This is a genomic window from Lentibacillus kimchii (assembly GCF_042666895.1).
GTDB classification, from domain to species: domain Bacteria; phylum Bacillota; class Bacilli; order Bacillales; family Amphibacillaceae; genus Lentibacillus; species Lentibacillus kimchii.
In genome coordinates, this window is the sequence record NZ_JBHTGR010000009.1 from 23,457 (window position 1) to 32,261 (window position 8,805).

Sequence of the window (8,805 nt, forward strand, 5' to 3'; positions counted from 1 at the left end):
TAAAAAAACCACTGCTTTTCGGAAGCAATGGACTAGACAGCGTCACCGGCGCGGAAGACGCTGCTGATCGTTTTCAAGATGATTTTTAAGTCGAGTCTCAGACTGAAGCGTTCGACGTAATCGAGGTCGTGGCGGATCTTTTCCCCGTGATTCAGGCTGCGGCCGTTCACCTGTGCCAAGCCGGAGATGCCCGGTTTAACGGCGAGGCGCTTGCGCTGATTGGCATTATAGCAGCGGGTGATCTCGATAATTTCCGGGCGGGGGCCGATCAGGCTCATGTCCCCTTTCAAGACATTCAGAAACTGCGGCAGTTCGTCCAGGCTGTATTTGCGAATGAAGCGGCCGGTTTTCGTGATGTTCGGGTTATCCAGTGCGGATGACTTGAACACAAAATCGTCCGGGACGCCATTTTTCCACGTATAAGGATTGGCGGCTGCGGCAGATGGGGCACTCGGCTTGTTTGTCATCGAACGGAATTTATAAATGTGAAAGACCGTATCCCCCCGGCCGCTCCGCTTTTGCCTGAACATGACTGGGCGGCCGTCCTCAAGCATGATGCAGGCGGCAACCGCGAGCAGGACGGGCGAGAGCACCAGCAGGCAGATGAGGCTGACCGCGATATCGATCAGCCGTTTACAGGCTAACTGAAAAGGCGTCCCGGATCGTCCGGATTGCTTCCTCATCGGCTGCTGTGAGGTGCTCATGCCGCTTCACGCCTCCCTTACCGTCAGCGATGCCGACAATCTGGCCGGGGCGCGTAATACTGTCGACGATCACCGACCCTGCTTCGCCGATGAAACCGCCGGCAACAAGCGTTATCCCCGAAATTTCTGTTTTGCCGAAGACATCGCGGAAAAATTCGGTTATGTAGTTGTCCGCGGCCATAAGCTGATACGGCAGGCCGAGGCGCACATCGAGCCTGGTGACGGTCAGACCCCGGGCGGTGAGCTGTTGAATCAGCTGACCGCTGAAATTATTGATGCCGCCGTCAACGAGAAATGTCTCCGGCCCGATATAAGGCAGGAGCCGCGCTTCCTCCTGAAACTGGCCAATAATAAAGGCGATCACCGCCGCAGCCGGCTGCCCGTCATCCGGCAGTTCGCTAAACGAGCGGACCGGTGCCGAATAAGCCGGCACAAACGTATTCAGGCCGTCGATCACGTTCTGTTCTTTTGTCCGGGACCGGCCGAGCATATAAACACGGGCCTGCCGCTCGCTCAGTCTCAGTGTGATTTTACTGGCGAGATTGCCTGTCCCAATAATCACGATGCGTCTGTTCTCGACATCATCGCCGAATTGCTGGCGGATGAGCATATCACACGCCTCGACGGCCATATCGTTGGGCTTGAGCGCCTCAAGCCTTGAATGCTGCAGCATTTGTTTGGCCGTCTGGAAGAGGCTGATTTCTTTTTTCTGCTCGATATCGACATAAATGGTATCGACCTGGCCGTCAAAGACATCGAGCGTCTCCCGCAGCAGATCCTCCCGGTCGATCAGGAAGCCGGCGATGGCTGTATCTTTCGTATACCGGCGCGGGAGGACTAAAAAGTCATTGCCGGCGCGCGCGGTGCTGTTAATTGTCACAGCGGTATGCTGACTGCCGCTGATCGCATTCAATTCGTCGTGCAGTTGTTCTGTAACTCCCATAAGGTTCATCCTTACCATATAGTATCGCCTCATGTGTGAGGTGGTTGTTTAGCGTTTTTGCGGTGCGGTTGGTGGTGCGGGTGCCGGTGCTGTGCGGCTCGCCCGTGCGGTGCGCGCGGGTGCCCGTGCTGTGCGGCTCGCTCGTGTGGTGCGTCATTGTCATGCGCCTCACCCGCTCGTGCGGGTGCGCGTCATTGTCATGCGCCTCGCCCGCTCGTGCGGGTGCCGATTTTGCGTGCGGGCCATTTTGTCGCAGCACAGACGCTTTCATCAATTTTGCACCATTGCGCACCGTTTTCCTCTGATTTGATCTAATCTCAAGGCTGGTGCGATTTTCGCGCAGGATGCACACCTTTTCCCGCCGGATTAGCGGCCCGCCAGCTGCTGATACACCGCCTCCATCTGGCTGACATTAGCCTGCCAGTCATAATGCGTCCGGACGAAGGTCCTTCCCTTCTCGCCCATTTGCCGGCGCAGGTCCTGTTCAGTCGCGAGCGTCTGCAGTTTTTCTGCTGCTGCTTCAATATCATCGCCATCGACCGTGAAGCCTGTTTCGCCGTCCTGCACCACTTCAGGCAGGCCTTCCGCATCACTTGTGAGAACCGGCACACCGCAGGCGGAGGCTTCCAGTACGGCAACACCGAAACTTTCCTGTCTGGAGAGCGCCTCATAAATATCCAGCTGATGCAGCTGTTCTGGCACGTCCTCGTTCGGCACCGCTCCGCAAAACGTCGTGATGTCGGCAAGGCCGAGTGACAGCGCCTGCTGTTTGAGCTCATCTTTTTGCGGGCCGTCTCCGACGATGCGGACACGGATCCTGGCGGCAAGCTCATTTTGCGACGCGAAGTGCAGATTTTCCAGCAATTGGCATATCGAGCGGAGCAGCCGGTCGATGCCATAGATCGGTTCGAGCTTTTTGACCGTACCGATGGTAATCAAGCTATTATCCTGTTTAGGTGCCTCGGCTGGCTGAAAGCGGTCCAGATCAATCCCAAACGGAATCACATCAATAGGCCGTTTCGACTGCAGAAACGTTTCCGTTCGCGCCTTCATCGCGTGACTGGTCGACGTGACGTGTGTGGCCGCCTGCAGATTTTTGGTTAAAAGCCTCTGCTGGCGCTCCCCGCGCTCAGGAAACGCGAACACATCACTCCCCCAAACAGAAAGAAGCGTTGGATTAAAGCGCACGAGCCTTGCCAAAGTGCCATAACCGCTCGCATAATGCGCATGCAGCACATCAGGGTCCATCTGCCGGAGTTGTTTCCGGGCCTCGAAAACATTCAAATAATAGCCGGCCGGTGCCTTCACACGCAGCTGGATCACGTGCACCCGCTGATCAATCGCATCCCTGGCCGGTGCATGCATCGTGATAAGCGAGACATCGTGGCCTCTTGCTGCCATGGCGTTCACCCAGCGGACCGTATGTATGACCGATGCCGGCGCCATATAGCATAATCGCATGTTTGACCTTCCCATCCCTTTTTCAATACTTGCATGTCAATTTTAGTCCCTATTATTATAACATGAAGCAGCGCAAAATGGCAGGCGTTTTTTCTTTTAAGTTAGTGAGATTTGCAGAATTTCATGAAGAGGGAGATGCGGGTTGGGGGCGGGGGGAATCGATCGGGGTGCACCGGAAATCGATCGGGGTGCATCGGAAATCGATCGAGCACCTCCCAAATTCGATCGGGGTGAACAGAAAATCGATCGAGCACAGCACAAAGTCGATCGGGCTGTACCGGATTTCGATCGAGCACCTCTCAAATTCGATCGGGGTGCACAAGAATTCGATCGAGCACAGCACAAAGTCGATCGGGGTGCATCGGAAGTCGATCGAGCACCTCCCAAATTCGATCGAGCCGCATCGGATTTCGATCGAGCACAGCTCAAAGTCGATCGAGCCGCATCGGAAATCGATCGAGCACAGCACTCAAAGTCGATCGGGGTGCACAAGAATTCGATCGAGCACAGCACAAAGTCGATCGGGGTGCATCGGATTTCGATCGAGCACCTTCCAAATTCGATCGGGGTGCATAGAAAATCGATCGAGCACCTCCCAAAGTCGATCGAGTTGCATCGGAAATCGATCGAGCACCTCCCAAATTCGATCGGGGTGAACAGAAAATCGATCGAGCACAGCTCAAAGTCGATCGGGGTGCACAGGAAATCGATCGAGCACCTCCCAAAGTCGATCGAGCCGCACTGAATTTCGATCGAGCACCACTCAAAATCGATCGAGCACCTCCCAATTCCGCGCGAGCACAGCACAAAGTCAGATGCCTTTTCCCCTTCCTTAGAGTGTCAGTTCTTTTCCATAGAGGTTGGTGAACTGGTCGGTCACTTCTTTTAAGTGCTGATAATCCATAGATGGTAAATTTTTGGTATCAATTGCTTCTAATACGTAGTTGCTGAAGTGCCAGATTTCGTCCTGGATCGATGCGCGGCTGACGACTGCGACTTTATACAGGGCGTCCATCATGGTGCAGACCACCGATATGTCGTCTTTTCCGTAATGTTTAATTTGATAAAAACATTTATAGAGGTAGTCGCGGAATTTTTTCTGGGCCATGATTAAGCGCAGTTCCCCGTTCGCGTCTGAATAATAGGCGACCGGTTTATAATTGCCGGCAATTTCGGTCAGGAGACTGCTCAAGCGATGGATGCAATTAATCGCTGTGCTGGGATCATTCTTGCTTGGTGACAGCGCTTTGACCGCGATTTCCACTAATTTTTCAATTGAGAAGGCGATGTCCTGCTGGTCGGTGCGCTCATCACCGATGGCCAGGAATTTATCGTGCTTTTCAATCTGGACATTGTCCTGATCCAGTGACCAGTAATAAAATACCGGCAGACCTTTCGGAACATAATCGCCGACCTGAAATGTGGCTTCGAGCACGATATTGTTGGTGGAAGCCCAGCTGATCAAATATTTGTAATCAACGAGCTGCACATAGCCCGAGCGGCGCGCTTCGATGGTTTTGCGTTCGTTTTGCCGAATCGTATTCGTCTGCGTCTGATCCCAGTTCGGATGTTCACCGTATGAATGTTCCTCGAAAGTACGGGCGATCAGGGCGGATGTTTTATTGCGGAGCACCCCGATCAGGAAATTCACCTGGGCCCAGCGCGCGGAAAAATGGATAAACAGCACAAAGAAGCCGAGCGCGATGATGGTGATCAGCACGATGATGATTGGGCTGAGCAATTCTTTTTGCTTCGTATCGTTTAGCAGCCACAGATTGATCAGAACAAATATAAACCCGAACGTGAACACGCCCAGGACGTGCTGGGTGATTTTGCTTTGCATAAAATTCTGCAGCACGCGGGGTGAGAACTGCGATGAATAGGTTGTCAGCATCACCATGATGGTGGAAAAACTGATCGTCGTCATCGTGAGCATCGCGGTGATTAGCGCGGAATAGAGCTGCTTCGCGATGCTCGGTCCAGTCAGAAAAATATTCGGGATGCTATCGGAAATTTTTGGGACAAGCAAGACATCCAGAGCCGTGACGACAGCCGCTGCCACCAGGGAACACAGCCCGTAGACAGCGGGCAAAAACCAAAATTGCGCCCGGACGGACGGCCAAAATTTCGACTGATTCATGTTGAGTGAGCCTCCTGTCCTGTTCTGAAGAGTTGGTTTTTAGGTTATGCGAAAATACACGCGCCATTCTGCTACGGATTTCGGGTGAGTGCAGCTCGGAAAATCGATCGGGGTGCTCTCAAAATCGATCGAGATCCTCTCAAAATCGATCGGGCTCCTCTCAATTTCGATCGAGCTCCTTCCAAATTCGATCGAGCTCCTCCCAAAATCGATCGGGACGCTCTCAAAATCGATCGAGCACCGCCCAAAATCGATCGAGCTCCTCCCAATTTCGATCGAGCTCCTCCCAATTTCGATCGAGCTCCTCTTAATTTCGATCGAGCTCCTCTCAATTTCGATCGAGCTCCTCTCAATTTCGATCGGGCTCCTTCCAAATTCGATCGTGCACCGCTCAATTTCGATCGAGCTCCTTCCAAAATCGATCGAGCTCCTCCCAAATTCGATCGAGCACCGCCCAATTTCGATCGAGCTCCTTCCAAATTCGATCGTGCACCGCTCAATTTCGATCGAGCTCCTCCCAAATTCGATCGAGCACCGCCCAATTTCGATCGAGCTCCTCCCAAAATCGATCGGGACGCTCTCAAATTCGATCGGGCTCCTCTCAAATTCGATCGAGCTCCTTCCAATTTCGATCGAGCTCCTTCCAATTTCGATCGTGCACCGCCCAATTTCGATCGAGCTCCCCCCCTATTTCGAGCTGCCAGCGAGAGCGATTCAACAAAATTCGGATGAATCAAGTAGGAGTGAACCTCTTTGCCTTATGGTCAATTGTGTATCCCTCCCCTTCCAGTACCCTGCGAGCGATTTTCCCACACATGACTCTGCCTATATTTCTTAACAGAATGTAATTGATACGATCTCTAAGCTGATATATGTTTCCTTTCACAGTTGGTCTTGGTGGTGGAAATTTCTTTAGAAATAAGATGAATTTTTCCCATATAAAAGACTTTTTCTTGTTTTAACCTCTGCAAATTCAAGATGAAACTTCGCGAACGGCGGAAGTACGTTTCAAAGGAAATCTTTAACCTTCTACATTAAATTCGTTTCAGTTAAATTTTCATAACATTTAAAAAATGACGACCATTACATTAATAAAACATCTTTTTAAACATATTAATGGGTAAGGCGTTATATAGCGTTATTAATCAGGGTCAGGGGATTAATTCACTTAAATACAGACCGTACAAACTAATTTTAATAATTGGGAGGAATATATGATGGCCAAAAGATTTAATGGAAGAGTCGCTCTAGTTACAGGTGGAAGTCGTGGAATTGGTAAGGGGGTGGCACAAAAGTTTGCTGAAGAAGGAGCTGAGGTTGCAATTATTGATATTAACGAGGAAGGATTGAATGAGACGAAAAAGGAATTCTTGAGTGAGGGTCATGAAATATATACTAAACGAGTAAATGTGATAAATGCAGAAGAAGCAGAAGCGGCAGTCGAGGATGTCGTTTCTGCATATGGTTCACTTGATATCCTAGTAAACAATGCAGGTGTCATTCGGGATAACCTATTGTTTAAGATGACGGATAATGACTGGGACCAGGTCATGGATGTCCATTTAAAAGGATCATTTAATACTGCAAGAGCAGCGCAAAAATATATGGTCAAGCAAAATTACGGTCGGATTATTAATACATCGTCTACCACAGCTCTTGGCAACCGTGGGCAATCAAATTATTCTGCTGCTAAAGCTGGTTTACAGGGCCTCACGAAGACACTGGCAATTGAACTTGGGAAGTTTGGAATTACCACAAATGCAGTTGCTCCAGGATTTATTGAAACGGAAATGACAAAAGAAACAGCCCAGAGAATGGGGGTCCCTTATGACGATTTTGTAAAGTTTAGTGTAAGTAATATACCAGTAGAAAGAAGTGGTGAACCAGAGGATATCGCCAATGCAGTTACGTTTTTTGCCGATGAAGAATCATCCTTCGTTAATGGTCAAGTTATTTATGTGGCTGGAGGACCAAAGGATTAAATAGATTGAAAGGAGATAGTCACATGTATAAGGAATTGATTGGAAAACAATCAAATAAAATAAGGAACACTGTTGAAAGACAATCGGTTAAAAGATTTGCAGAATCAATTGGAGATCCGCATCCTATTTTTACAGATGAAACGGTTGGCAGACAATCTCGGTACGGAAACAATATTGCACCACCAACTTTTCCACGGGTGTTTGATTATGGGGAAATTGAGGGGCTAAATCTTCCTGAAAAAGGTTTAATTCATGGTGAGCAGACCTATCATTACAATCGACCGCTACTCGTTGGAGAAGATATATATTGTTATGCAAAAGTAGAAAATTTTTATGAGAAAAAAGGCAAAGATGGACGGATGTTTTTTTTAGAAGTGGTTCATTACGGTGAAGATAGTGAGGAAAATATTATCTTTAAGGAAAAAATGACTATCATTTTAACTGAAGCTGTAAGGAAGGCGAAAACAATATGAATAACTTAATAGAATTGCAAGTTGGTGATTCATTAGATGATGTGACACTTGATCCAGTTTCAAGAATGGACTTGATTAAATATTCAGGTGCATCTGGGGATTTTAATCCAATTCATACTATTGATGAAGAAGCTACAAAAGCGGGTTTGCCAGGAATTATTGCCCATGGAATGTGGACAATGGGGAATTTAGCAAAATTATTTACACCTTATTTTGAAGAAGGATTTATTCAGGATTATCAGATTCGATTTTCAGGGATGGTATTCTTAAATGATGTTTTAACTCTAAAAGCAAAGGTCGAAAAAAGTGCAGAAGAATGTCTGGATTTTAAAATTAAAGCTGTCAATCAGCGAGATCAAGAGGTTATTAAAGGAAAGCTGCGGTTTTCTATACAATGATAATGGCTCACTTTATGATTAATTATTTTAATAAAAGGCGTGATTAGCTTATGGATAGAGACGCTGTTATCGTTTCCGCTGTTAGGTCGCCTATTGCAAGACACGGAGGAGCGCTAGCTACAGTTCCTGCTCGTGTTTTTGGTATTTAAATTGACGTTGAATATATATCTAAAAATAGTGTTTTTCTTTTTCAATTTTGAAAGCAATTACAAAAGAGATGTTTCTTAATTTAACAAATGGGGAGTTGAAGTAGAATGGATTTTACTTTATCAGATGAACAAAGAATGGTGCAAAAAACAGTAAGGGACTTTGTGAATAAAGAATTAGTACCACTTGAACAAGAGGTACTAAAAAATGAAAGAGAAGGAAAGCCTGGTCTGCCAAAGGAGAAAATAAAAGCGTTGCAAAACAAGGCTAAAGATATTGGATTTTGGGGGATTAACACACCTGAGGAATATGGTGGAGCTAATTTAGGACCCATGATGGCCGCGCTCGTGACGATGGAGTTAGGACGTACTTTCGTGCCTTTTAACTTTGGCGGTTCGGCTGACAATATTTTATATGAGGGTACTGATGAACAAAAGGAAAAATATTTATTACCTGAGCGAATTTCATAATTCATAGCCCTTGCGGCGCAAGGACTTAAAAACGTAAAAAAGGAAGTACCTCCCCAAATCTTGTATAATGGTAGTTGAACTAAAACA

9 protein-coding genes and 1 pseudogene are annotated in these 8,805 nt (G+C 48.0%); 6 read left to right on the top strand and 4 right to left on the bottom strand.

The features are described from left to right. Positions 1-32: 32 nt before the first annotated feature. The 3 genes from ACFQU8_RS05630 to ACFQU8_RS05640 all read right to left on the bottom strand — a co-directional run bounded on the left by ACFQU8_RS05630 (position 33) and on the right by ACFQU8_RS05640 (position 3,108). A complete protein-coding gene (locus ACFQU8_RS05630) occupies positions 33-704 on the bottom strand; it encodes a sugar transferase (RefSeq protein WP_382358223.1) in 672 nt (223 codons plus the stop codon). Beyond that, on the bottom strand, positions 634-1,647 hold the full coding sequence (locus tag ACFQU8_RS05635; protein ID WP_382358225.1) for a hypothetical protein: 1,014 nt from the start codon (positions 1,645-1,647) through the stop codon (positions 634-636). The genes ACFQU8_RS05630 and ACFQU8_RS05635 overlap by 71 nt, the downstream gene beginning before the upstream one ends. Positions 1,648-2,013: 366 nt before the next feature. Further along, on the bottom strand, positions 2,014-3,108 hold the full coding sequence (locus ACFQU8_RS05640; RefSeq protein WP_382358226.1) for a glycosyltransferase: 1,095 nt from the start codon (positions 3,106-3,108) through the stop codon (positions 2,014-2,016). Between the two features lie 142 nt (positions 3,109-3,250). Here ACFQU8_RS05640 and ACFQU8_RS05645 point away from each other — a divergent pair, with 142 nt between their 5' ends. Beyond that, positions 3,251-3,853, top strand: coding sequence for a hypothetical protein (locus ACFQU8_RS05645; RefSeq protein WP_382358227.1), 603 nt, complete (start codon positions 3,251-3,253; stop codon positions 3,851-3,853). Positions 3,854-3,940: 87 nt separating this feature from the next. Here the strand turns inward: ACFQU8_RS05645 and ACFQU8_RS05650 are convergent, their stop codons facing one another. Next, a complete protein-coding gene (locus ACFQU8_RS05650) occupies positions 3,941-5,248 on the bottom strand; it encodes a DUF2254 domain-containing protein (protein WP_382358228.1) in 1,308 nt (435 codons plus the stop codon). An 88-nt stretch (positions 5,249-5,336) separates the two neighbouring features. On the opposite strand from ACFQU8_RS05650, the gene ACFQU8_RS05655 reads away from it, so the two are divergent. The 5 genes and pseudogenes from ACFQU8_RS05655 to ACFQU8_RS05675 form a co-directional block, all read left to right on the top strand. Next, a complete protein-coding gene (locus tag ACFQU8_RS05655) occupies positions 5,337-6,086 on the top strand; it encodes a hypothetical protein (protein WP_382358229.1) in 750 nt (249 codons plus the stop codon). 379 nt (positions 6,087-6,465) lie between these two features. Further along, positions 6,466-7,230 carry an SDR family oxidoreductase gene (locus ACFQU8_RS05660; protein ID WP_382358230.1) on the top strand — a complete coding sequence of 255 codons (765 nt, stop codon included), beginning with the start codon at positions 6,466-6,468 and terminating at the stop codon, positions 7,228-7,230. A gap of 23 nt (positions 7,231-7,253) precedes the next feature. Continuing rightward, positions 7,254-7,703, top strand: a complete 450-nt coding sequence (locus ACFQU8_RS05665) for a MaoC family dehydratase N-terminal domain-containing protein (protein ID WP_382358231.1) — start codon at positions 7,254-7,256, stop codon at positions 7,701-7,703. Then, positions 7,700-8,101, top strand: a complete 402-nt coding sequence (locus tag ACFQU8_RS05670; RefSeq protein WP_382358232.1) for a MaoC/PaaZ C-terminal domain-containing protein — start codon at positions 7,700-7,702, stop codon at positions 8,099-8,101. The genes ACFQU8_RS05665 and ACFQU8_RS05670 overlap by 4 nt, the downstream gene beginning before the upstream one ends. A 254-nt stretch (positions 8,102-8,355) precedes the next feature. Next, positions 8,356-8,703: pseudogene (locus ACFQU8_RS05675) on the top strand (acyl-CoA dehydrogenase family protein); the annotation flags it as partial. Positions 8,704-8,805 lie beyond the last annotated feature (102 nt).